This is a genomic window from Streptomyces sp. NPDC045956 (assembly GCF_056430705.1).
Window position 1 is genome coordinate 29,600 of sequence record NZ_JBWKKZ010000010.1, and the last position, 22,851, is coordinate 52,450.

At 71.6% G+C, this 22,851-nt stretch carries 14 protein-coding genes; 10 read left to right on the top strand and 4 right to left on the bottom strand.

Going from position 1 to position 22,851, the window contains the following annotated elements:
* Positions 1-3 precede the first annotated feature (3 nt).
* On the top strand, positions 4-621 hold the full coding sequence (locus AC07FV_RS25265; protein ID WP_479089524.1) for a hypothetical protein: 618 nt from the start codon (positions 4-6) through the stop codon (positions 619-621).
* 228 nt (positions 622-849) lie between these two features.
* Here AC07FV_RS25265 and AC07FV_RS25270 read toward each other — a convergent pair whose 3' ends face one another.
* Both AC07FV_RS25270 and AC07FV_RS25275 read right to left on the bottom strand, forming a co-directional pair.
* Positions 850-2,301, bottom strand: coding sequence for a hypothetical protein (locus tag AC07FV_RS25270; RefSeq protein ID WP_479089525.1), 1,452 nt, complete (start codon positions 2,299-2,301; stop codon positions 850-852).
* 199 nt (positions 2,302-2,500) lie between these two features.
* Positions 2,501-3,709: a S8 family peptidase gene (locus tag AC07FV_RS25275; protein ID WP_479089526.1), complete on the bottom strand. Its 1,209-nt coding sequence runs from the start codon at positions 3,707-3,709 to the stop codon at positions 2,501-2,503.
* Positions 3,710-4,163: 454 nt separating this feature from the next.
* Between AC07FV_RS25275 and AC07FV_RS25280 the strand changes: the two genes are divergently transcribed.
* Positions 4,164-5,009, top strand: coding sequence for an endonuclease/exonuclease/phosphatase family protein (locus tag AC07FV_RS25280; RefSeq protein ID WP_479089527.1), 846 nt, complete (start codon positions 4,164-4,166; stop codon positions 5,007-5,009).
* Between the two features lie 420 nt (positions 5,010-5,429).
* Positions 5,430-6,281, top strand: a complete 852-nt coding sequence (locus AC07FV_RS25285; protein ID WP_479089528.1) for an SCO6745 family protein — start codon at positions 5,430-5,432, stop codon at positions 6,279-6,281.
* Between the two features lie 86 nt (positions 6,282-6,367).
* On the opposite strand, the gene AC07FV_RS25290 is transcribed toward AC07FV_RS25285, so the two are convergent.
* Positions 6,368-7,297, bottom strand: a complete 930-nt coding sequence (locus AC07FV_RS25290; RefSeq protein ID WP_479089529.1) for an AraC family transcriptional regulator — start codon at positions 7,295-7,297, stop codon at positions 6,368-6,370.
* 110 nt (positions 7,298-7,407) lie between these two features.
* Here AC07FV_RS25290 and AC07FV_RS25295 point away from each other — a divergent pair, with 110 nt between their 5' ends.
* Entirely contained in the window at positions 7,408-8,091 is a 684-nt protein-coding gene (locus AC07FV_RS25295) for an NAD(P)H oxidoreductase (protein ID WP_479089530.1), read from the top strand.
* 637 nt (positions 8,092-8,728) lie between these two features.
* Positions 8,729-11,158: a ricin-type beta-trefoil lectin domain protein gene (locus AC07FV_RS25300; protein WP_479089531.1), complete on the top strand. Its 2,430-nt coding sequence runs from the start codon at positions 8,729-8,731 to the stop codon at positions 11,156-11,158.
* 178 nt (positions 11,159-11,336) lie between these two features.
* Here the strand turns inward: AC07FV_RS25300 and AC07FV_RS25305 are convergent, their stop codons facing one another.
* Positions 11,337-12,503: a pentapeptide repeat-containing protein gene (locus AC07FV_RS25305; RefSeq protein ID WP_479089532.1), complete on the bottom strand. Its 1,167-nt coding sequence runs from the start codon at positions 12,501-12,503 to the stop codon at positions 11,337-11,339.
* Positions 12,504-12,857: 354 nt separating this feature from the next.
* Here AC07FV_RS25305 and AC07FV_RS25310 point away from each other — a divergent pair, with 354 nt between their 5' ends.
* The 5 genes from AC07FV_RS25310 (at position 12,858) to AC07FV_RS25330 (ending at position 22,565) form a co-directional block, all read left to right on the top strand.
* Positions 12,858-13,550: a DUF4328 domain-containing protein gene (locus AC07FV_RS25310; protein ID WP_479089533.1), complete on the top strand. Its 693-nt coding sequence runs from the start codon at positions 12,858-12,860 to the stop codon at positions 13,548-13,550.
* A gap of 696 nt (positions 13,551-14,246) precedes the next feature.
* On the top strand, positions 14,247-16,478 hold the full coding sequence (locus AC07FV_RS25315; RefSeq protein WP_479089534.1) for a discoidin domain-containing protein: 2,232 nt from the start codon (positions 14,247-14,249) through the stop codon (positions 16,476-16,478).
* Positions 16,479-16,610: 132 nt separating this feature from the next.
* Positions 16,611-18,779 (top strand): discoidin domain-containing protein, encoded by a 2,169-nt coding sequence (locus AC07FV_RS25320; RefSeq protein ID WP_479089535.1) that lies wholly within the window; start codon positions 16,611-16,613, stop codon positions 18,777-18,779.
* A gap of 72 nt (positions 18,780-18,851) precedes the next feature.
* Positions 18,852-19,931, top strand: coding sequence for a DUF1996 domain-containing protein (locus AC07FV_RS25325; protein WP_479089536.1), 1,080 nt, complete (start codon positions 18,852-18,854; stop codon positions 19,929-19,931).
* A 201-nt stretch (positions 19,932-20,132) separates the two neighbouring features.
* Positions 20,133-22,565, top strand: coding sequence for a beta-glucosidase (locus AC07FV_RS25330; RefSeq protein ID WP_479089537.1), 2,433 nt, complete (start codon positions 20,133-20,135; stop codon positions 22,563-22,565).
* Positions 22,566-22,851 lie beyond the last annotated feature (286 nt).

Below are 22,851 nucleotides of genomic sequence, written 5' to 3' on the forward strand. Positions count from 1 at the left end.
GGGATGAGCAACGCGACATGGGACGCCCTGACGGCGACGCCCCTTTCCGAAGTGCGCCGCCGCGCGTCCGTACTGAACCAGCTGGCAGGGGTCGAACCGGTCGCGGTGACCGGCGCACGGCGTCTGGCGTGGAACGATGGCGGCGGCCAGTCCGCGGTCTGGTACTTCGCGGAAGACAGCCGCGTGCTACTGCTGACCTTCGACCACGAGTCGGCACTGAATCTCTACGCCGAGGACGACTACGAGCTCCAGGAGTCGTTCTACGACGGTGTTCCCGATTCCCTCGTCGCCCTGGTCCGCGACCGCCCCGAGAACTACGAGTCCCTCAACCTCACGGACCCGGCGACGGGACGGACGATTCACTACGCGGGCGGTGTCTTCTGGTACGACGGCACGCGCTGGCACGTGACCGACGGTCTGTCGGATCACTGTCGCGGCGAGGGTCTGGACCTCTTCGGTGAGTCCGGCTTCGACTACTGCCTCGCGCCCTACCGCTTCGGCCAGGACTTCACCCCCGAGACCGTCGTCGCGAGCCGGGACGAGGACGGTCAGTACGAGGACGAAGGCGAGAAGGAAGCCGATCTGACCGCCATAGAGACGGTCTTCCGCCGGCACGGGTGACGGTCCCCGGCCTGGGTTCCTGGTCAGTGGGAGCGTCGCGTCAGTGGGAGCGGGCGCGGCGACGGCGGTTACCGGGCTCCGGGTTGTTCGGCCCGTCGGCGCCCGGCCCACCGACCGCGCGGAGGCGGCGGCCGTCGTCGACGCGATCGCCGACCGCCCGGCCGGGACCGGGCGGCGGCGGACCCCCGGCTGTCCGAGCCGGTGCACCCGCCGGACGCCGGACGCCGGTCACTCGGCCGCGATGCGCACCACGCCCGTGATGGTGCCCTGGTAGACGACGCCGCCGGGCGCGATGGAGCCGACCATCTGGAGGGTGTCGTACAGCGAGGACGCGCCCAGGTGCTGCCTGCGAACGACGGAGCCCGTCTCGGGGTCGATCTGGGCGTAGGAGTAGGGGTCCAGGAGCGAGGTGGCGTCGCTCCCGGGCAGGAGGGAGCCGCGCAGAACGGTGTGGATGAGCCCGTCCGCCGTCGAGAGCCGGGGTACGGCCGAGGAACGGACGGCGGTGTCCCACTTGAGGTCGCAGCCGCTGCCGTCGGCTCGCAGGTCCACGCGGGTCAGCCCGCCGGCGAAGTCCGCCGAGGACGGCACGCTCTCCCCGGCGCCCTCGGGCAGCGCCGGATAAGGATACCCGTAGGTGCTCGCCACGAAGACGGAACGACCCGCACCGATGGGCGAGTTCTCGCTGCCGCTGCCCCCGGCGAGAAGGACCGGCGTCGAGCAGACCTGGGCACCGGTGTCGGTGCGGTGGACCTCGAGGTGCACGGTGGGTGACGCGTTGTCGACGACGGCGACGTAGTCGGTGCCGGTGGTGGGCCCGAGGAACGTCGGGGTCGAGCCCGTCCCCCAGCTGAGCTGGCCGGGCTTGCGGGCGGGGCCGCGGTCGTAGGCGTGGCGCCAGCGGACGGTCGGGGTACCGTCCGGTGCGGCGGTGAGCAGGTAGGTGGCGTGGGAGGTGGTGACCGCGGTGCCCTCGGGGGCCGTGGAGAGGGAGTTGTCGACGCGTTCACCCGCGGGGAGTGCGAGGGTGCGCACCGCGCCGGTGGCCTCGTCGGCGGTGCCCACGACACCTCCGCCGGTGGCGAACCAGACCCTCCCCCGCCAGTCGGGGGCGAGGCCGGTGACGGAGTCGTCGCCAGGTATCGCCGCGGCGAGGGAGAGTGAGCGGTCGACGTACAGCTGCCATTCCCCGGCCGCGTTCCTGCGGTGCGCGACGCGCAACAGGTTCTTGTCACCGTCCACCACGACGAGCCGGTCCTCGTGGTCGAGGTAGGCGTAGACGCCGCCCAGCAGGGAGCCCTTGGCGAGTGGCAGCCGGGCCAGTGAGGCGCCGGTGGCGGGATCGAGGAGGTGCACGGTGGGGATCCGGGTCAGCACGGGCGTGCAGAGGGCGACGGGGTAGGCGTCGGCGCCGACGAGGACGGTGGGGCACGCCGACTGCAACGCGACACGCTTGGAGGTCAGTCGGCCCGCTCCGGGCCCGGGCAGCGGGGTGGCGTCGGAGGAGCCGGTGTCGCCGTGCATCGTCGCGGTTCCGGGCGGCCCGGCGTACGGGTTGCGCGGCGGAAGCGGGCCGAAATCGGTGCCGGCGGCCTGCGCGGGCGGCAGTGCGGCGGCGAGGAGAAGTGAGACGGCGGCGGCCAGCGCACCAGCGTGCGGGAGCCGGAGGATCGACGGCATCGGGACGGGTCCTGTCGACGGGAGGCACCGGATGGGTGCCGGAGAGGGACACGGGTGCGGGGCGCCGCCGCCCGGTGGAGGGGGGCGGCGGTGTGCCTCGGAGGCGGGCTGCCTCCGAGGCACGGTGCTCAGGACGGTCGGGCCGTGCGCGACGGGGTCACAAGGTCCCGGGTCACGAGGTCCCGAGTCCCGGGCGGGGTCACGGGACGAGCTTGAGCAGCCGGTTGGGCGATCCGGAGCCGGGGTTGGTGACCTTGCCGGTCGTCGCGCCGTTCACGAGGGCCGTGGCGACCTGGGACGGGGAGGCGGAGGTGTGGTTGGCCAGGTAGACGGCGGCGGCTCCGGCGACGTGCGGGGTGGCCATCGAGGTGCCGGAGATGGTGTTGGTGGCGGTGTCACCGGTGTGCCAGCCGGCCGTGATGGAGGACCCCGGGGCGAAGATGTCCAGCACGGAGCCGTGGTTGGAGTAGCTCGCGCGGGCGTCGGTGCTGGTCGTGGCGCCGACGGTGAGGGCCTCGGTGACCCGGGCCGGGGAGTACGAGGAGGCGTTGGCGTTGCTGTTGCCGGCGGCGACGGCGTACGTCACGCCGCTGGCGATGGAGGTGCGCACGGCCGCGTCCAGCGTCGCGGAGGCTCCGCCGCCGAGGGACAGGTTGGCGACGGAGGGACCGGAGTGGTTACGGGTCACCCAGTCGATGCCGGCGATGACCCCGGCGGTCGTGCCGGACCCGTTGTTGTCCAGGACCCGCACGGCGACGATCCGCGCCTTCTTGGCCACGCCGTAGGTGGAGCCGGCGATGGTGGTGGCCACGTGCGTTCCGTGGCCGTTGCCGTCCGAGGCGTTGGTGTCGCCGTCGACGGCGTCGTAGCCGTGCGCGGCGCGGCCGCCGAGCTGCTGGTGCGTGACGCGTACGCCGGTGTCGATGACGTAGGCCGTCACGCCGCTGCCCGCGCTGTCCGGGTAGGTGTAGGTGCGGGACAGGGGCAGGGAGGTCTGGTCGATGCGGTCGAGGCCCCACGGGGCGTTGGTCTGCGTGGTGTCGCTGATGCTGACCCGCTGGTTCTGCTCGACGGCCGCCACCGCGGGGTCGGCGGCGAGACGCCTGGCCTCCGTCCCGGAGAGGGTGGCCGTGTAGCCGTTCAGGGCGCTGCCGTACGTCTTGCCGACGCTGCCGCCGTACTCCTCGACCAGTTTCCTGCCCGCCGGTGAGGAGGCTTTGAATCCGGCGTCCTTGCGGAGGGTGACGATGTAGCTGTCCTGGACGGCCGTGGACGAACCGGCGCCGAGCACCCGGCCCTCGGCGGGAGCGGCCTGAGCGGGGACGGCGGTGAGGCCGCCGGCCAGGGTGCTCGCCGCGACTGCGGCTATCGCGGCGAACCGTATTCTCTTGCTGCGCAGTGTTGCCATGACGAGGGATTCCTCCTGCCGGCGGCGCGCCAGGGTGGGGCGCGCGTCTGTGGGGGCGGGCGCGCACGGGTGCGCACCCCGGCCCGGTGCGTGGCGTTCCGCTCCGGGCTGCGATCAAGGTTTGCCCACCACGCGCAGGGGCAGCAAGGGAGTTGACGAAGCGTCAACAGACCTGCCATGCGCACGACATAAAGGCACGACGGAGTCCGCTCGGTCCCGCCCTCAGCCCCCCTCCCGCCGGGCGCTTTCCCCCGCACCCGTGCCGCGGGGCAGTTCCACGTCGTCACCCGTGAGGTGCCCATGACGGAACGCGAGGCGTACAGCGCCGGGCTCCCCCGCTCGACCCGCTCCCCGTCGTTGCCGGCGAGGCCACTGTTCTTCACACCACGGACGTTGCGAAGTCAGCGGACCTGGTCATGATCGGAATCTCGTGACCCGAGCCAGGAGGCCCACCATGTTCCGCCGGACCCTGACCATCCTCGCAGTTGTCGCGGGCCTCGCCGCGACGGGATCCGCAAGTCCGCTGGCGGCGGCGGAACGTTCTGCCGACCGACCAGGAGCGCGGGTGCTGGAGGTCATGACGTTCAACATCCACCACGCTCAGGGCACCGATGACGTGCTGGACCTGCAGCGCGTCGCGAACGTCATCCGCAAGAGCGGCGCCGACGTGGTGGGCCTCCAGGAGGTCGACAACCACTATTCCGCACGCAGCGACTGGGCGGATCAGCCCGCGGAGCTGGCCGCACTGCTGGGATACCACGTGGTCTTCGGCGCCAACATCGACAACGCTCCGCCGACCGCCGGCGGCCACCGCGTCCAGTACGGCACGGCGATCCTCTCGCGCTACCCGATCACCGCCTCCGACAACACCTGGTTGTACAAGTCTCCGGGTCAGGAGCAGCGCGGCTTGCTCCACGCCACGCTCGACGTGCGCGGCAAGAAGGTGGAGTTCTACAACACGCACCTGGCCGCCAGCTCGCAGACCGATCGCCTGCACCAGACGGCGCAGGTCGTTGACCTCATAGGCAAGAAGAAGCCGGGCATCCTCGTGGGCGACTTCAACGCGCTGCCTGCCGCTCCTGAGTCGGCGCCGTTGCGGAAGGCGTACACCGACGCTTGGGAAAAGTCGGTGCACGGCCGGGGTGATGGAGCGACGTACCCCGCACAGGCCCCCACCGAGCGGATCGACGTCATCTACACGACCCGTGGAGTGGCCCCACTCCACACGCGCGTTCTGGAGGATGACCCGGCGGCATCCGACCACCTTCCGCTGGTCAGCAAAGTCCTCGTCACGCCCTGACCGTCCGTCGTGGTTCCGATCGGCCGTCGGCAGCATTCCACCGCTGGGGTCAGGATCACGCAGCCGACGGTCCGACCGAACCGGCGCTGCCACGGCACGGACCCCTACCGCTCACGTCCGAGAACACGGCCGCCCGCGGCGCGCCGGCGGCCGGCTTCGCCGCTCCGGTGCTCGCCGGCCTCGCCGTCGCCCGGACCCGCGTCGACCGGACCCCCCCCCCGATGTCCCACGCGACCTGGCCGACCGCCCGACCTGGACGACCTGGAGGTCCTGGCGGTCCTGGCGGTCCTGGCCGGGAGCTGCGGGTACGGCTGCCGCCTCCACCCGCCCGCGTCCTTGCCGCACGCCTCCCTTCGCTCGCCGATGAGTTTCGGTGTGCCGAACGGTCCACATCGGTACAGCCGGCACAGGGAGAACCCGATGGGCACGACGCACCGCCATCCGCTGACCCACATCGCCCGCCGCATGTACGACCTCTTGGAGCCGATCTGCCTGGTCACGTACCTCGCCGAGGAGTGCAACGAGGAACTGACAGCACTGGGCCACCGCACCTACTGGGACGGCTACTTCGCCGGCCGCGCCGCACCACTGGGCCGGGTGGAGGCCCGAGTCGTGCACGCGGCGTTCTACAACTTCGCCGATGGGGAAGCCGCGCGGCACATCCCCAGCGCCTGGGAGACGATCCCACCCGAGGCCTCCGTCGCCGCGCGGGAAAGGGGCAGTGCGGCTTCCCTGCGGCGCATCCTGGGCGACGAACTGGCCGGCTCCCCGGGCCTGGTGCGCGCCGCCGACCTGACCACGGAAGCCGCGACGAACGCGCCCACGGAAGGCCGGGTCATGTATGCGGGGATGCGCACCCTTGAGGTGCCCGGCGACCCCGTCGCCCGACTGTGGCATTCCGCGACCATGCTGCGCGAGCACCGCGGCGACGGGCACATCGCAGCTCTCGTCGGCGCCCGCATCGGCGGCACGGAGGCCCACGTGCTCTCCGCCCTGGAACAGGGCATCCATCCCCCGGAGTCCTTCGGGCGCATCCATCACCTGCCGAAGAAGCGCCTGGCGGCAGTCCTGGACGGCATGCGCGAACGCGGCCTCATCGACACCGACGGCCACTTCACCGACACCGTCCGCGCGACCAAGCAACGCGTCGAAACCCTCACCGACGAACTCGCCACCCCGCCGTACGAAGCCCTGTCACCCGCGGAGCTCGACGAACTGATCGCCGAACTCGAGCCCATCTCCGCGGCCCTGGTGGCAGCCGGCTCGCGGTGACCCGCGGAAACCGCGGGACGCAGGGTGGTCACGAGCGACGACACCGAGCACGGCGCGTCAGCCCCGGCCCGGCCACCTGCCGCGGCTCACACCGCCGTTGAGCGGAACGTGCTGGGGCTGAGGCCCTTGTGGCGTTTGAAGGCGTTACTGAAACCGAAGGCGTCGGCATAGCCGACGGTCCTGGCGATCTGGGCGATGCTCAGGTCGGTGCCGGCCAGGAGTGCCTCGGCGTCGTCCATGCGGCACTCGGTGAGGTAGGTGAGGGGCGGACTGCCCATCAGCTCGGTGAAGCGCCGGGCGAACAGCGCCCGGGACACGCCGGCTTGAGCGGCCAAGGAGGCGACCGTCCAGCTCTGGGCGGGCCGCCCGTGGAAGGCGTGCAGGGCGGGGGCGAGGACGGGGTCGGCGAGGCCGCGGTACCAGCCGGGCGCGTCGGCGCCCGCACGGTCGAACCAGGTGCGCAGCGTGCAGACCAGAGCCCAGTCGAGGAGCCGGTCCATCAGTGCCTGCGAGCCTGCGGAGAGCCGCGCGGCGTCGGCGGCGGAGCTCTCCAGCCAGGCGCAGACCTCGGCGTCCTCGGCGACGACCAGGACGGGCGGCAGAGCCCGCAGGAGTCGCTCATGACGGTGCCCCGAGGCACGGTACGCCCCCACGATCAGCGCGGTCGCTTCCTCCGGGCCGGTGCCCCAGTGAATCCCGTCGAGTTCCTGGCCGGTGCACGCGGGGTCCCCGGTGAAGCAGTTGATCTCGTACGCGCTGTGGGGACGCTGGACCGTGGCGGGCTCGTCCGCGAGGCGGAACCGCGCGGGCCCGCGGACGATGGCCGTGTCACCCGCCCCGACGGCCCGCTCGGTGCCGTCGGACAGCAGCAGCGTGCCGCCACCGCGCAGCACGCTGACCATGGTGAGCGGAGCGGCGTCGGCGAAGGTGATGCTCCAGGGCGCTGTCAGGACGGCATGACTGACGACCGAGCCCTCGGCCCGGATGCCGCTCAGCAGTGAACTAAGAGGATCCACACGGAAATCGTAGACGATCTCCTATGTTCCGGAGCGTTTCTCCCATGGATCATCTACGGCGCTGCGGCTGTACTGGACTCACCGCACAGAACGAGCCTTCGGGAGAGACCGTGCCGCAGCACAGCAGTGACGACACCAGGACGGCCCTCGTGGTCGTAGCGCACCACCGCAGCGATTCCCTCACCGCCCACACCGCCCGGCGCGCGGCTGCCCAGCTCGAGGCCGCCGGTTACCGCATCGACCTGCTCGACCTCCACGCCGAGGGGTTCGACCCGCGGATGAACGTCGAGGACCAGCCGGACTGGGGCGACCGCGAGAAGCCGTACTCGGACGAAGCGCACGCCCACATGCGGCGGATCCTCGCCGCCGATGTCGTCGTCGCCGTCTTCCCGGTGTACTGGCAGAGCGTGCCCGCCGTCCTCAAGGGATGGATCGACCGCGTGTGGAACTACGGGTTCGCCTACGGCCGCAGCAAGCCCCGCCTGGCGGGCAAGCGCATGCTGTGGCTGGCCTTGGCCGGCGCCACCGCCGACGACCCCGTCGCGGAGTCGATGCAGTCCGTCCTGGAGACCAACCTGAGCGACGGCATCGCCTACTACTGCGGCTTCTCCCGCTCCACCGTGGGCCTGCTCCTGAACGCGGAGGAGCGACCGCAGCGCATCGACGCCGAGGGCAACCTGCTGGTCGGTGCGGCGGTCGCCGGCGCCGAGCGGGAGGCGCAGTACGCCGATTTGGACCGTAGGGCAGGGAAGTTCGTGGAGGAGTTCCTGGCGGACGAACTCGTGGCGGTCTGACGGCCTCCGCATCCTCTGCGCCGACACTGCGTCAGTACCTGCGGGACCAGCCGGCCCGGCTCGAACCGGCGGACGCCTGAGCTGGGGCCACCCCGTCCCGCCACCTGCCGGTCGAGCGCTCCGCCACCGTTGAACGCCGCAGGTCGAACGGCGGCTGCGCGCTCCAGCAGGGCGGTGCGTGGTCAAGCCTGTTCCCCGAGGGTCCGGCCGGGCCCTCGGGGAACAGGCGTGAGGTGGACGGCACGGACGCCAGTCGCTTCGGCCGGGCGGCAGCAGGGTCTCGGCCGCCCGGCCGTCGACGCACGCGCGCTCCGGGCCCGCGGCCACCCTGGTCCCCGGCAGCGCGATCATGCTCCGCGTCCGCCCACGACGGGCGGTTCCGGCAGGGGTTGGCCGGTGTCCGGCGTGCAGGAGGCGCCCCTTGCGTCCCACGTGCCACAAAGACGCTCCCCGCACGCTCGTCCGGCCAGAACTTTTCCCTCGCTGATGACAAAGCGTGGACGCCCCCGTCACAAGTCCCTACTGTGTCCGATGCGACGCTGTGCGCCCCCTGGGCCCACGCACACCCCCCTCCGTCTCCGGGACGACGGCGCGTCCCGGCAGCGGTGGATCTCCCACTTACCCGATCGAGTTCCTCATGCCCGAGGAACCGTCAGGAGGTAACGTGTATCCACGGCTGTACCCTCGCCGGCCGGGCAGACGCCTGACCGGGACGATCATCGCTTCCTTACTGGCCGTCGGCCTCTCGTCGTCCCCGTCCGCGGCGGACGACCCGGCCGCCGCGGCTCTCCCGCCGCAGGAACCGGGTGTCACCCTGCGCGTCTTCGACGTGCAAACCCCGCTGAGCGAGATCTGCACGCTGAAGGCGGGCCAGACCCCGAACGTCGACAAGCTGATGCCCGTGATCGACTGGTCCTCGGCCGGTGACTTCGGCCTGGAGACCCGCTTCGTCACCCACGTCCTCGGCAACCTCCACGCCGCGCAGGCGGGCAGCTACACCCTCCGGCTCACCAGCGACGACGGGTCCCAGCTCTGGATCGACGACCGCCTGGTCATCAACCACGACGGCCTGCACGGACCGGACGCCCCCAAGGACGCCACGGTCGATCTGACGGCCGGCCCCCACTCGCTGCGCATCGAGCACTTCGAGCGGGACGGCGGACAGCAGCTCACGCTGGCCTGGAAACCGCCGGGCGCCTCCGCCTTCAGCGTCGTACCGAACTCGGCCCTCAGCACGGACGCCGATGTCGTCCGCGTGACGGCGCCGGGCCGCAAGGAGTGCGAGGGCGGTGCCGACTCGCCGGGAGACGGTCTGCCGCTGACCGGTGTGCACCCCAACTACACCCTGACCGACCTCCGGCCGAACGGCTTCGAGCCGCAGGTCTCCGCGATGGACTGGCTCCCGGACGGACGCCTGGCGGTGGCCACCTGGGGAGGCAGCAACAACACCGCGGGCGAGGTCTACCTGCTGAGCAACGTCACCGGCAGCACCGGGCCCGACAAGGTGACCGCCAAGAAGGTGGCCTCCGGCTTGAAGGAGCCGATGGGCATCAAGCACGTCGACGGCAAGCTCTACGTCTCCCAGAAACACGAACTGACCGAGCTCAACGACACCAACGGCGACGAGATCACCGACCAGTACCGCCGAGTGGCGACCTGGCCCTTCGGCGGGAACTTCCACGAGTTCGCCTTCGGTCTGCTCTACCAGGACGGGTTCTTCTACCTGAACCTGTCGGTCTCCATCAACTACGGCGGCGCCACCACCGACCCGCAGCCCGCCGCGAACCGCGGCACCACCATCAAGGTGAACAAGGCGACGGGCCAGGTCTCCTACGTCGCCGGCGGACTCCGCACCCCGAACGGCATCGGCTGGGGCCCTGAGGGCGGCATCTTCGTCACCGACAACCAGGGCGGCTGGCTGCCCTCGTCCAAGCTCGTGCACATCAAGCAGGACCGCTTCTTCAACCACTACACCAATCCGGACGGGCCCTTCGACTCCCGGCCGGTGACCAAGCCGGTGCTGTGGCTTCCGCAGAACGAGATCGCCAACTCCCCCAGTACGCCGCTGATGTTGAAGGACGGACCGTTCGCCGGCCAGATGCTGTTCGGGGACGTGACCTACGGCGGTGTCCAGCGCGGGTTCCTGGAGAAGGTCGGCGGCGAGTACCAGGGCGCGGTCTTCCGTCTCACCCAGGGCCTGGAGGCCGGGGTCACCCGGATCAGCGTCGGTCCGGACGGCGCGCTCTACGCCGGTGGCCTGGGCGCGGGCGGCAACTGGGGCCAGGAGGGCAAGCTCGCCCACGGCCTGCAGAAGCTGACCCCGAACGGCGCCAACACCTTCGACATCCGCGCGATGCGTGCCGTACCGGGCGGCTTCCAGCTGGAGTACACCCAGCCCCTGTCGACGGACACGGCGAACGAACTGGCCGCCCACTACAAGATCAAGCAGTGGCGCTACGTGCCGACCGCCGCCTACGGGGGTCCCAAGGTCGACGAGGAGACACTCACCGCGCAGTCGGCCACGCTGTCCGCCGACCGCAAGACCGTCACCCTCACCATCCCCGGCCTCAAGGCCGACCGCGTCGTGCACGTCCGCTCGCCCCGTCCCTTCAGCTCGGCCGGTGGCGAAACGCTCTGGAGCACCGAAGCCTGGTACACCCTGAACAAACTGCCAGGAGACGTGTCCAGGACCGGTGAGGTGACCGGCGTCAACGGCAAGTGCCTGGACGTCGACAACTCCCAGACGGCCGACGGCACCGAGATCCAGATCTGGACCTGCAACGGCACCGGCGCCCAGCAGTGGACACTGCCGGGCGACGGGACGATACGCGCCCTGAGCAAGTGCCTGGACGTGTCGGGCGGCGGCAGCGCCGACGGCACGAGAATCCAGTTGTGGACCTGCAACGGCAGCGGCGCACAGACCTGGCAGCCGCAGGCCGACGGCACCATACGCAACCCGCAGTCCGGCAAGTGCCTCGACGCCTCCGGCGGCACCTGGAACGACGGCACCCCGGTCCACCTGTGGGCCTGCCACACCGGGGCCAACCAGAAGTGGGCACTGCCCTAGCGATCAGATCGGCATCACCCTCAGCCGACAGCGGCAAGGGCGGGCTCCGGCATCTCCTACGGGGCGCCGCGGCCCGCCCGGTCGGCGTACCCGATCGCTTCGTGACGAGCAGGTGTTGGCCTGTGCTGCCGTCTCAGCCCGCCGACGCTCTGGTGTCGGCCCCCCCCCGGCCGCGCGGTCACGGCATGGATCGCAAGGGCGGGTGCTGCGTCGTGATGCCCGAGGGCTGGAGCAGTGGCGGAGGTTCGGGGCCCGGATCCTCGGTGACAACGACACCGGCGGCCCCGTGGTCGAATCCGGCCGGCCAGCGGGTCCGCTCACTGGCCAGCGCACCGGTCAGACGTGCCTGGACGAGGTCGGCCGTGCTCAGGTCGGAGCCACGCAGGTCGGCCAGGCGCAGGTCGGCACGGCGGAAGACGGCGCCGCCCGCGTCGGCCTTGCGCAGGTTCGCTTCACGCAGGTCGGACTCGGTGAAGTCCGCGTCCCGCAGGTCCGTCTCGACCAGCCGGGCGCCTCTCATGTCGGCCAGGACGCAGCGTGCCCGGCGCAGGATCGCCGTCTTGAGGTCGGCGTGCCGCAGGTCGACCGAGACGAGGGACGCCTGCGTCAGGTTGGCGTGGTAGAGGCCCGCCGCCTCCATGCAGGACCGGTCGAGGTTGACCTCGTGCAGCCACAGCCCGTCACAGTCGGCCCGGCGCAGGTCCGTGACGCTGAGGTTGACCCATGACTGCTCCCGGGGTTGCAGCAGCAACACGCCGAGTCCGGTGAGCGCCACCTGGGCGTCGGCTGCACGTACTTCCAGCGGCACGACGTCGTTGATCGGCACGTCCATGGCCGGAGCCTCGGGTCCGGCGGGCGGCCAGGGCAGGTGCGTGCGCAGGTACGCGGCCTGGATGGAGATGACGGCCTCGCGGTCGCGGGCGGAGTGCTCAGCGATCCGCCAGAGCGCGTGGAGCCCGCCGAGGCGTGTTTGCAGTTTGTCACTGCCGAGCTGATCGACGGCCGTGCTGAACCGGTCGGTGACATGGCCTTCCTGGGTGGCTCGCAAGCCCTCCTGGCTGACGCGTAGTTGCCGCCAGGTTGCGTATGCGCCGAACAACACGACCATGCCGCCCACGGCCTGCAACAGTGTCGTGCGGACGTCGTTCACCGCTTTCAACCGGTCCTGCGCGGCGACACTCGCCCCGGCGAGGTCATGGTCGACGACCAGACTCGGCACGATGACGAGCACCGCCCCCAGCACGGTCACCCCCGTCGCCCCGGCCAGCAGGGCCGCGATCCGACGACGTCTGACCAGCCGGTCGCGCCACGGCCTCGGGCCGTGGTCCGGATTCCCCGTCCTCATGGGCATGGGAGCCTAGGCCCCGCTCAGAAAGCGATCAAGGTGCGGGACCCGGGGGCGCGACGCTCAACCGGCGACGATCTCGTGTTTCACCAAGGGCCGCGCTCCAGGGCCAGTTGGTGCCGGAGGCGGACCGATCGAGGAGAGCCGGGAGCCGAACCAGGGACACGCGCGAGAGAGCCGCCGGCCTGTGCGCGGTCCCCGTCCGGCAGGGCCCGAGCGGCGGTGACGGCCGCCGGCGTGGGATAGAGTCCCGAGGCCGACCGCGCTGACACGGCCGCCCGCCGCGCCGTCCCTGGACAGGTCGCCGCATTCACCACCGACTCGGGGCCCGCCATGACGTATGCGTCCACACCCATGCCCGGTTCGCACCTGCCCCTGCCCGGCCGTGTGCTGCGCTCGCCCATCGGCCTCGCGCACGCCGTCACCGCGCTGCTCGGCGTCGTCATCGTGGTCGACCTGCTGATCATCGCGGCGTCGCTCAACATGCGGTCACTGATGGGCAAGGTCATCTCGGGTGGCGTGGTCGACATCGCCGAGGGCGAGCCGAACCGGGCCGACTACGCGATGGCCGGGTCGGTCGTGCTCTACGGCCTCGCCCTGCTGGCGACGGCGGTGCTCTTCATCATCTGGTTCCACCGGGTCCGCCACAACGCGGAGGTGTTCGCGCCCGAGACGCAGCGCCGGACTGCCGGCTGGGCGATCGCCTGCTGGCTCATCCCCTTCGCCAACCTCTGGATCCCGCGCGGCATCGCCGCCGACGTGCTGCGGGCCGCCCAGCCCGAGCCCCACAGTCCCGTGCTGGAGCACCGGGTACTCCTCAACGCCTGGTGGGGCGCCTGGGTCTGGGCCATGGTCTTCGACCGCTACGCGTCGAACGCGTACGACGACGCCGAAACCCCGGGCGCGATCCGTGACGCGACCGAACTGGTCATGGCCGGTGCCGCATTCGACATCCTGGCCGCCGTGCTCGCCATCCTCTTCGTGCGCCGACTGACCGCCGCACAGCACGCGAAGGCCCTCGCCGGCCCGGCCGTGGCGGGGCGCTGAGCGGAGGCCGTACGCACCGTACACACGGCCTTCAGAGCAACCTGGTTCGGCGCCAAGGGCCGAGGACCCGGAGGATGACGACGAGGCGAGCGCCGCGCGCTGGGCCGCCGCCTCCATGGAGCTGAGCGCCCCGAGGACGACTCGTAGGTTCCCGGCCGGATCTCCCTCCTCGATGAGGACCGCTCACGGATACGCGGCGTGCGTGTGCGCCCGCACTTCCACGGCACACACCTGCGGGCGGGGAAGGTCTCCGGCCAGCCCTTCGCCCTCCATGAGTCGCACGAGCACGGCTTCTCGCGGACCTCCGTTACGACCGACGAGCCGGCCCGACGGTGCGCCGACCGGTCCGCAAGTCCGATGAGCCGCCTTGCCGTTCGTGCCGAGCAGCCCGCTGCGGCCGGAGCGATCCCGACCCGCGGGGAGTGCGCCGGACACGGAAGAGTCCCTCGTCATCGGCCTCGACGCGCCCGCCGGCGGCACGCCCCCGGCCCACCGAGTCCCGGTCCGTCCCTGATCCGGCGAACAGGCCCTGGCCGCCTCGGCCTGCCCCGCCCGCTCCTCCCCCGGACCCGACAAGTCAACGCTGCTTAATGCAAGCCTAAAGAAAAGTCGTGTCAGACTCCTTGACCGAATCTGACACGGCGGGCAAGGTGCCGGAGAGCGCTCTCCCATGTTGTCCATTTCGAGGAGCCCCGCATGCCCGCAGTCGGCATACCCCCAGCCGCGCCGGAGCCACGCAGAGTAGGTCGTCGCCCCGCGGCCCTGACGTCCCGCAGACCCGGCCGCCGCGGTCTCGTCGGAGTGCTGGTCACCGCACTGGCCGCGACCCTTCTCGCCTTCGTCCCCGCCACCCAGGCCCAGGCCGCGCCCGTGCTGCTCTCCCAGGGCAAGCCCGTCACCGCCTCCAGCCAGGAGCACTACGGCACCCCGGCGACCGCGGCCGTCGACGGGGACAACGGGACCCGCTGGTCCAGCGCGGCCGCCGACCCGCAGTGGCTCCGCGTCGACCTCGGCGCCCCCGCCACCCTCAGCCAGGTCGAACTGCGCTGGGAGGCCGCCTACGCCAAGTCCTACCGGATCGAGACGTCCCAGAACGGCACCGACTGGTCGACGGCCTACTCCACCACCACCGGCGCCGGCGGCGTCGAGACCGTCAACGTCTCCGGAACGGCCCGCTACGTCCGCATGCTCGGCACCGCCCGGGCCACCGGATACGGCTACTCCCTCTGGGAGTTCAAGGTCTACGGCACGACCGGCGACGACCCGGGACCGGTCATCCCGGGCGGCGGGGACCTCGGCCCGAACGTGCACGTCTTCGACCCGTCCACGCCCGGCATCCAGGCCAAGCTGGACCAGGTCTTCCAGCAGCAGGAGTCAGCGCAGTTCGGCTCCGGCCGGCACGCCTTCCTGTTCAAGCCCGGCACCTACAACAACCTCAACGCCCAGATCGGCTTCTACACCCAGATCGCCGGCCTCGGCCTGCGCCCCGACGACACGACGATCAACGGTGACATCACCGTCGACGCCGGCTGGTTCAACGGCAACGCCACCCAGAACTTCTGGCGCGGCGCGGAGAACCTCGCCGTGAGCCCGGTCAACGGCACCAACCGGTGGGCGGTCTCCCAGGCGGCGTCCTTCCGCCGGATGCACGTCAAGGGCGGCCTCAACCTCGCCCCCAACGGCTACGGCTGGGCCAGCGGCGGCTACATCGCCGACAGCAAGATCGACGGCCAGGTCGGCAACTACTCGCAGCAGCAGTGGTACACCCGCGACAGCTCCATCGGAGGCTGGTCCAACAGCGTCTGGAACCAGGTCTTCTCCGGCGTCGAGGGCGCGCCCGCCACCAGCTTCCCCGAGCCCCGCTACACGACGCTCGCCACGACGCCGATCTCCCGCGAGAAGCCCTTCCTCTACCTCGACGGCAACGAGTACAAGGTCTTCGCGCCGGCCAAGCGCACCAACGCCCGCGGCACCACCTGGGCGAACGGCACCCCGCAGGGCGAGTCGATCCCGCTGAGCAAGTTCTACGTCGTCAAGCCCGGCGCCACGGCCGCCACCATCAACGCCGCCCTCGCCCAGGGCCTGCACCTGCTCTTCACCCCGGGCGTCTACCACGTCGACCAGACCATCAACGTCAACCGCGCGAACACCATCGTGCTGGGTCTCGGGCTCGCCACGATCATCCCCGACAACGGGGTGACCGCGATGAAGGTCGCCGACGTGGACGGCGTGAAGCTCGCCGGCTTCCTCATCGACGCCGGCCCGGTCAACTCCCCCACGCTCCTGGAGATCGGCCACCAGGGCTCCACCACCGACCACGCCGCGAACCCGACCACCGTGCAGGACGTCTACATCCGCATCGGCGGCGCCGGCCCCGGCAAGGCCACCACCAGCATGGTGGTCAACAGCCACGACACGATCATCGACCACACCTGGGTCTGGCGCGCCGACCACGGCGAGGGCGTCGGCTGGGAGACCAACCGGGCCGACTACGGCGTCCGCGTCAACGGCGACGACGTCCTGGCCACCGGACTGTTCGTCGAGCACTTCAACAAGTACGACGTCGAGTGGTACGGCGAACGCGGACGGACGATCTTCTACCAGAACGAGAAGGCGTACGACGCCCCGAACCAGGCCGCCATCCAGAACGGGTCGACCAAGGGGTACGCCGCCTACCGCGTCGACGACTCCGTCGACACCCACGAGGCCTGGGGCCTGGGCAGCTACTGCAACTACAACGTCGATTCGAGCATCCGCCAGGACCACGGCTTCAAGACCCCCGTCAAACCGGGAGTGAAGTTCCACAGCCTCCTCGTGGTCTCCCTCGGCGGCATGGGCCACTACAACCACGTCATCAACGACACCGGTGCCTCCACGGTCCCGGCCGGCACGACGACCGTGCCGTCCACCCTCGTGTCCTTCCCCTGACCGGCCGTTCCTCGGCCACCGCATCCCCTCCGGGCCGGAAGACGCCCCGCGCCCCGGCCCGGAGGGGCCCTCAGGCGGCCTTCCCCGGCCACCCCGCCCTCGCCTGCCCTCCCCACCCCGCCAGGAGCAGATGTGTCCACACCCCTCTCGTCCCGCAGACCAGCCGGTCGCGCCGCCGTACCCTTGCTCGCCCTCGGCGCGCTGGTGGCGTCGACGCTCGCCGTCGCGGCCCCGCCCGCCCAGGCCGCGGAAGCCCTGCTCTCCCAGGGCAAGCCGGCCACCGCCTCGTCCCAGGAAGGCGGCGGGTACGCCGCCTCGGCGGCGGTCGACGGCAATCTCACCGGCACCCGCTGGGCCAGCCAGTGGAGCGATCCGCAGTGGTTCCAGGTCGACCTCGGGCAGCGCGCCGACCTCAGTCGGGTCGTGCTGACCTGGGAGGGCGCGTACGGCAAGAGCTACCAGATACAGGCCTCCGACAACGGCACGGACTGGCGGACCCTCAAGACCGTCACCGGCGGCGACGGGGGCACGGACGAGATCGCGGTCTCCGGCGCCGGCCGGTACGTGCGCATGCTGGGCACCGAACGGTCCGGTGGCTACGGCTACTCCCTCTGGGAGTTCCAGGTGTACGGGAGCACCGACGGCACGCCCCCGGGCGGCGGCGGGGCGGTCGAGGTCACGGGATCCCAGGGGAACTGGCAACTGACCGTCGGCGGCCAGCCGTACACGGTCAAGGGCCTCACCTGGGGCCCCGCCATCGGCGACGCCCCGAAGTACATGCCCGACGTGAAGTCCATGGGCGTCAACACGATCCGCACCTGGGGCACCGACGGCGGCACCAAGCCGCTGCTCGACAGCGCCGCGGCCCACGGCATCCGTGTCGTCAACGGCTTCTGGCTGCAACCGGGCGGCGGCCCCGGCTCCGGCGGCTGCGTCAACTACGTCACCGACACCACGTACAAGAACAACATGCTCACCGAGTTCGCCAAGTGGGTGGAGGCGTACAAGAGCCACCCGGCGACCCTCATGTGGAACGTCGGCAACGAGTCGGTGCTCGGTCTGCAGAACTGCTACAGCGGCGCGGAGCTGGAGGCACAGCGCAACGCCTACACCGGCTTCGTCAACGACGTGGCCAAGAGGATCCACAGCATCGACCCCGACCACCCCGTCACCTCCACCGACGCCTGGACCGGAGCCTGGCCCTACTACAAGCGCAACGCGCCCGACCTCGACCTGTACTCGATGAACTCCTACGGCGACATCTGCGGTGTCCAGGAGGACTGGGAGGAGGGCGGCTACACGAAGCCGTACATCATCACCGAGGGCGGACCCGCCGGTGAGTGGGAGGTGCCCGACGACGCCAACGGCATCCCCGACGAGCCGACCGACGTGCAGAAGGCCGAGGGATACTCCAAGGCCTGGGACTGCGTCACCGGCCACCGGGGCGTCGCCCTGGGAGCCACCCTCTTCCACTACGGCGTCGAGCACGACTTCGGCGGCGTCTGGTTCAACCTCGTGCCCGACGGGCTGAAGCGGCTGTCCTACTACGCGGTCAAGCGGGCGTACACGGGCTCGACCAGCGGCGACAACACCCCGCCGGTCATCTCGAACATGGCCGTGAGCCCCGCCTCGTCCGCGCCGGCGGGCGGTGAGTTCACGGTCCGCGCCGACGTCCGGGACCCCGACGGCGACGCGGTCAAGTACAAGATCTTCCTGAGCGGCAACTACGCCAACGGCGACAAGCGCCTCGTCGAGGCCCAGTGGCGCGCCACCGGCAACGGCACCTTCGCGGTGACGGCCCCGGAGAAGCTCGGCGTGTGGAAGGTGTACATCCAGGCCGAGGACGGCCGCGGCAACGCCGGCATCGAGACCAAGTCGGTCAAGGTCGTCGCCCCACCCGTCTCCGGCACGAACGTGGCGCTGAACAAGCCCACGACCGCGTCCTCCTTCCAGCAGTCCTACGGCGACTGCCCGTGCGAGCCCACCAAGGCCACCGACGGCCGGACGGACACCCGCTGGGCCAGTGACTGGAGCGACCCGCAGTGGATCCAGGTGGACCTCGGCGCCGCCACTCCCGTCCGCAGGCTCCAGCTCGTCTGGGACCCCGCCTACGCCAAGTCCTACGAGGTGCAGGTCTCGGACAACGGCACCTCCTGGCGCACGGTCCACACCACCACCGCCGGCAACGGTGACATCGACACCATCGACGTCTCGGCGACCGCGCGGTACGTGCGACTGCACCTGACGGCGCGTGGCACCGGCTGGGGCTACTCGCTGCACGAGTTCGGCATCTACAGCTGACCGACGGTGAAGGGCGCCCGTCGGCGCCCTTCGCACCACCCCCACTCGGTACCTCGGCGGGCAGGAGGCCCCATGAGACCACGTTCGAAACTCCCCGCGCTGCTGCTCGGCACCGCACTGCTGGCCAGTGTGCTGGGCGTCGGCACCGTCGCCACGGCGGCCGGTCCCGACAGCGCTCCGGCCGTCTCGGCCGGCGCCTACACCGGACACACCATGGCGGTGTCGACCAGGGCGTCCGCCGACGATCCCGACGGCGACGGCTACATACCGGCCGTCCCCCAGGTCACCGGGGTGAGCCCTTCCCAGGCCACCCCGCCGCCGCGCTACCACAAGGAGTTCCAGGCCAACTGCTCCGTCACGCACACCGCGCCGGACGACCCGATCGTCTACCCGGGGCAGCCGGGCAAGTCCCACGACCACACCTTCATGGGCAACAGGACGACGAACGCGGGCAGTACCACGGCGAGCCTCTACGGCGGCAACACCACCTGCCTCGCACCGGCCGACGCCTCCGCGTACTGGATGCCTTCCCTCTACAAGGGGGACCGGAAGATCCTCCCCGTCGGGCCCCAGGTCATCTACTACAAGTCCGGTATCACCGACTACACCAGCGTGCGGCCCTTCCCCAAGGGACTGCGGTATGTCGTCGGCAACCCCATGCAGAGCGCCCAGGAGTTCCGCGCCCACAAGGGGTTCGTCGAGGGCTGGGAGTGCGGTGACAGCTTCTTCAACGTCGACATCCCGGCGAGCTGTCCGAGCCGGCCCGACGTCCAGCTCAACATCCGCTTCCAGGCCCCCAGCTGCTGGGACGGCAAGTACCTCGACACCCCCGACCACCAGAGCCACATGGCCTACCCGGTCGTCAAACCCGGCACCAACGACAACATGTGCCCGGCGTCCCACCCCGTCGCCCTGCCGATGATCGAGTTCAAGATGGCCTTCCCGGCGAACGGCGACATGAGCGACGTCCGACTGGCCAGTGGACGGGGCTACTCGTTCCACTACGACTTCTTCAACGCGTGGGAGGAGAGGACCCTCAAGGCGCTGGTCGACCACTGCATCGTCGGCGGTCTCCAGTGCGACACCCGCGGCTACGACCAGAACCACCCGGAGCGCGGTGCCGTGCTGAACGCGGACCACCGGCTGCCCTGACCCGTCCGGCCCCGAGGGCCCGGCGGCACCCCACGGTACGGGTGCGGCCGGGCCCCTTCCGCCTGCCCGGACGCCTGCGGGCCCCCGCCCGCCCGGACTCCACGACCCGTCGGTGCGGGGGGACTTGACGGGGGTGAGGTGCACGTCAGACGGTTGGGAGAGCGCTCTCCCAGCGAGGGAGGGGCAGGAAGCGGGGCGGACATGGACGACGGGGCACTGGATCGGCTGATCGGCAGGCTGAGCCTCGAACAGAAGGTGCGCCTGCTCACCGGCGCGACGACCTGGCGCACCGCAGGCGAAGACGCCGTCGGTCTGCGGGAGATGGTGACCTCCGACGGACCCGCCGGGGTGCGTGGCGAGGCATGGGACGAGCGGCGCACCTCGGCCCTGCTGCCCTCCGCCTCCGCCCTGGGCGCGATGTGGGACGAGGAACTGGTCGAGCGGCTCGGCGGCCTGCTCGCCGCAGAGGCCGTCCGCAAGGGTGTCGACGTGGTCCTCGCCCCCACGCTCAACCTGCACCGCAGTCCGCTGGGCGGCCGACACTTCGAGTGCCTCTCGGAGGACCCGGAACTGACCGGCCGTACCGGGGCCGCGCTCATCCGGGGCATCCAGGCGCACGGTGTGGCGGCCACCGCCAAGCACTACGTCGGCAACGACTCCGAGACCGACCGGCTCACCGTCGACGTCCGGGCCGGTGACCGCACCCTGCGCGAGGTGTACCTCGCGCCCTTCGAGGCGGCCGTCGAGGCCGGGGTGTGGCTCGTCATGGCGGGCTACAACGCCGTCGGCGGCACCACGATGACGGCCAGCCCGCTCCTGGCAGAACCCCTCAAAGCGGAGTGGGGGTTCGACGGCGTCGCCGTCTCCGACTGGGCCGCCGTGCGCACCACCGAGGAGACCGGCCGGGCCGCCCTCGACCTGGCGATGCCGGGGCCGGAGAGCCCCTGGGGCGTCGCCCTGGTGCGAGCGGTGAAGGACGGTCAGGTCACCGAGGAGGCGGTCGACGAGAAGGTACGCCGGCTGCTCCGGCTCGCCGCCCGCGTGGGCGCGCTGGAACCACGTCACCCGCGCAGAGCGCCCGCCATGACGTCCCGCGACACCCGGGCGCTGCTGCGCCGCGCCGTCAGTGCCGGTTGCGTGCTGCTGCGCAACGACGCCGTCCTGCCGCTCGACCCCGCCGAGGTGTCCACCGTCGCCGTCGTCGGCGTGCATGCCGCGTCGCCGCGCGTCCAGGGCGGGGGCAGCGCGGGTGTGTTCTGCTCCGACGTGGTCACTCCGCTGGCGGGCATCCGAGCGCGCCTGCGGGGCCGGGCCGGGGTGGTGTACGCACCCGGCCCGGCGCCCGGCTCCCCGCCCGCTCCCCTCGGTACCGACGACTGCGCCGACCCGCGCTCGGGCACCCCCGGCGTGCTCCTGCGGGTCCTGGACGCGGCGGGGCGGGAACTGCTCGCCGAGCACCGGCTCTCGGGCCGGCAACTGGAGCCGGACCTGCCGCCGGGCGCCCACACGGTGGAGATCGCGGCGGTGCTGCGTCCGCGTCAGGCGGGGGAATGGACCTTCGGCGTCGGGGGCTTCGGGCGCATGACGCTCAGCGTCGACGACCGCGTGCTGGTGGACGGGGAGTTCCCCGGTGACACGGACGACCCGGCCGTCGTCCACGTCAACCCGCCCGTGCACACGGTGCGCACGGTACTCGCCACCAAGCGTCCCGTGCACGTGGTGGCGCGGCGCGAGCTGGTGCCCGGCCGAGGGCGCGCCACCGTCGTCACCGCCGCGCCGCCGGAGCCGGACCCGGCGACCGCGCTGGAGGACGCCGTACGGGCGGCCGGCGACGCCGATGCCGTGATCGTGGTCGTCGGCACCACCGAGCACAGCGAGACCGAAGGGTACGACCGGGCCGGGCTGTCGCTGGGCGACGTCCAGGACGGGCTGGTCCGCGCGGTGGCCGCCGCGAATCCCCGCACGGTGGTGGTGGTCAACAGCGGCGGGCCGGTCGAGCTGCCCTGGCGCGACGAGGTGGGCGCCGTGCTGCTCACCTGGTTCCCGGGACAGGAAGCCGGTGGCGGGCTGGCCGACGTCGTGTTCGGCTTCGCGGAGCCCGGCGGCCGGCTGCCCACCACCTGGGCGGCGTCCCTGGCGGACGCACCCGTCACGCGCACCCGGCCGGTCGACGGCCGACTGGACTACACCGAGGGCCTGCACATCGGCCACCGTGCGTGGCTGCGATCCGGTCGCGAGCCCGCCTACTGGTTCGGCCACGGGCTCGGCTACACGACGTGGGAGTACGCGGCCGTGGAGGCTCCGGCGCGCGTCCTGGCCGGCGAGCCGTTCAGGGTGCGGGTGGAGGTGCGCAACTCCGGTGAGCGCGCCGGGCGCGAGGTCGTCCAGGTCTACCTGGCTCGCCCCGGATCGGCGGTGGAGCGTCCCGTGCGCTGGTTCGCCGGTCACGCCGCGGTGCGCGCGGAAGCGGGCGCGAGTGCGAGCACCGAGGTGGTGGTGGGGCCGAGAGCGCTACGGCACTGGTCGGAGGCGGACCAGGGCTGGGTGACGGAGCCCGGTCCCTACCGTCTGATGGTGGGCCGGTCGGTGGGGGACGTGCGGTGGGAGGGGACGGTCACGGTCAGCGGCCCGTGACGGGCGGGACCGCACCTCGACCGGAGCTGCGGCGCGGGGTCCGGGCCGCGGCGCGGGGTCCGGGCCGCGGCGCGGGGTCCGGGCCGCGGCGCGGGGTCCGGGCCGCGGCGCGGGGTCCGGGCCGCGTCCGGGGCTGTGGTGCCGGGAGCGAGGGTGTGACGGGGCCGCGACGCACGAAGGCGGTCTCTGCTTGCGCGGGTGGTGGCGGTCAGCGAGTGGTTGCGATAGGCGATGGGGTGCGGTCGGCGGGTGGTTGCGATCGGCGATGGGGTGCTGTCGGCGAGTG

What these genes read in the sequence shown, in the direction of transcription:
- AC07FV_RS25285 (WP_479089528.1), top strand. Translation starts at nt 5,430, where the DNA reads ATGGGCACGACGCACCGCCATCCGCTGACCCACATCGCCCGCCGCATG.
- AC07FV_RS25315 (WP_479089534.1), top strand. Translation starts at nt 14,247, where the DNA reads ATGCCCGCAGTCGGCATACCCCCAGCCGCGCCGGAGCCACGCAGAGTA.
- AC07FV_RS25265 (WP_479089524.1), top strand. Translation starts at nt 4, where the DNA reads ATGAGCAACGCGACATGGGACGCCCTGACGGCGACGCCCCTTTCCGAA.
- AC07FV_RS25325 (WP_479089536.1), top strand. Translation starts at nt 18,852, where the DNA reads ATGAGACCACGTTCGAAACTCCCCGCGCTGCTGCTCGGCACCGCACTG.
- AC07FV_RS25300 (WP_479089531.1), top strand. Translation starts at nt 8,729, where the DNA reads ATGCCCGAGGAACCGTCAGGAGGTAACGTGTATCCACGGCTGTACCCT.
- AC07FV_RS25275 (WP_479089526.1), bottom strand. Translation starts at nt 3,709, where the DNA reads ATGGCAACACTGCGCAGCAAGAGAATACGGTTCGCCGCGATAGCCGCA.
- AC07FV_RS25305 (WP_479089532.1), bottom strand. Translation starts at nt 12,503, where the DNA reads ATGAGGACGGGGAATCCGGACCACGGCCCGAGGCCGTGGCGCGACCGG.
- AC07FV_RS25310 (WP_479089533.1), top strand. Translation starts at nt 12,858, where the DNA reads ATGCCCGGTTCGCACCTGCCCCTGCCCGGCCGTGTGCTGCGCTCGCCC.
- AC07FV_RS25330 (WP_479089537.1), top strand. Translation starts at nt 20,133, where the DNA reads ATGGACGACGGGGCACTGGATCGGCTGATCGGCAGGCTGAGCCTCGAA.
- AC07FV_RS25270 (WP_479089525.1), bottom strand. Translation starts at nt 2,301, where the DNA reads ATGCCGTCGATCCTCCGGCTCCCGCACGCTGGTGCGCTGGCCGCCGCC.
- AC07FV_RS25280 (WP_479089527.1), top strand. Translation starts at nt 4,164, where the DNA reads ATGTTCCGCCGGACCCTGACCATCCTCGCAGTTGTCGCGGGCCTCGCC.